Annotated in this window: 1 pseudogene; it reads right to left on the reverse strand. The window is 70.4% G+C overall.

The features are described from left to right. Positions 1-464: 464 nt before the first annotated feature. Positions 465-790, reverse strand: a pseudogene (locus ACWCQ6_RS37505) (serine hydrolase). Positions 791-1023 lie beyond the last annotated feature (233 nt).

Raw genomic sequence — 1023 nt, forward strand, 5'->3', positions numbered from 1 at the left:
GTGGTGCGGGCGCGTTGATCGCGGACGAGTCGCGGGCCGGGGCGCGGGAGACCGCGGAGCGGGCCGGGGTGTCCGCGATTGCGTGGCAGCAGCGTCGGAGCCGGACCGTGCGGCAGCTGCGGTCGGTCGCGGACCAGTAGGTGCAGGCAGCGTGACCTCCGGGCCACATGGTGGGGCAGCCGGGGGTTAGCAGCGCAACCCTCTGCCGACCAGGCCAAAACGCGAAACTGCCGGAGTTGAGCAAGCCCGATCGGATTCTGACCTGGGCAAACGCTCAACAGAGTCGCAGAGGCCAGCCGCCGTCCCGCGGAGCCCAGCTGGATTGATCGCTCCCGGAATCTTCGGGAAGAACACTGCTCGGGCATCCCGGAACCGGGCTCGGCCCGCTGTCCCACAGCCCCGACCCGGCCGTCAGCTATTCCCCACGCCGGGGCCAGCGACTGGTGCCGGGCATCTGAGGGCCCTCAGGAACCTTCTTCCCGAAGCGCGGCGACGGCCCGCGCAGTGGCGGTCCCGATGGCGGCGCTGATCGCGACGTCGTCCGATCCCGGCCGGGATCGGGTGATGACAGCGGCGGCATATCTACGGCCGTCGGGACAGGAGATCACGCCGATCTCGTTGCGGACCACGCCGACCAGGCTGCCGCTCTTGGCTGTGCCCCGCACCGGGTGCCGGAAGCCGCTCGCGATCCGGTGCCGGTCAACTGCCTGGCCATCACCGCACGCACCCGTCTGCAGGCGGCTGCCGGGCCCGCCTGGTCGGACCAGATCAGCCGCAGCAGGTTGACCATGTCGCGCGGGGCGGTGCGGCTCCCCCGCAGCGGGTCCAGGGCGCGGGAGGCAAGAGTTGCGCGTCGGCCCGCACCAACTCGTCCGCAGACGCGCCGGCGGCCCAGGCGATCCCGGCGAGGTGATCCGAAAGAAACGCCCTAACTTGATCTTTAACCAGTACGGCGTGGTCGTGGGGTCGTTGGCTTCTTCTGTCTCGTGTCTGTTCTGCCGGTGGTGTGCACGTCGTGGCGTG

This window comes from Streptomyces sp. NPDC001880 (assembly GCF_053594575.1).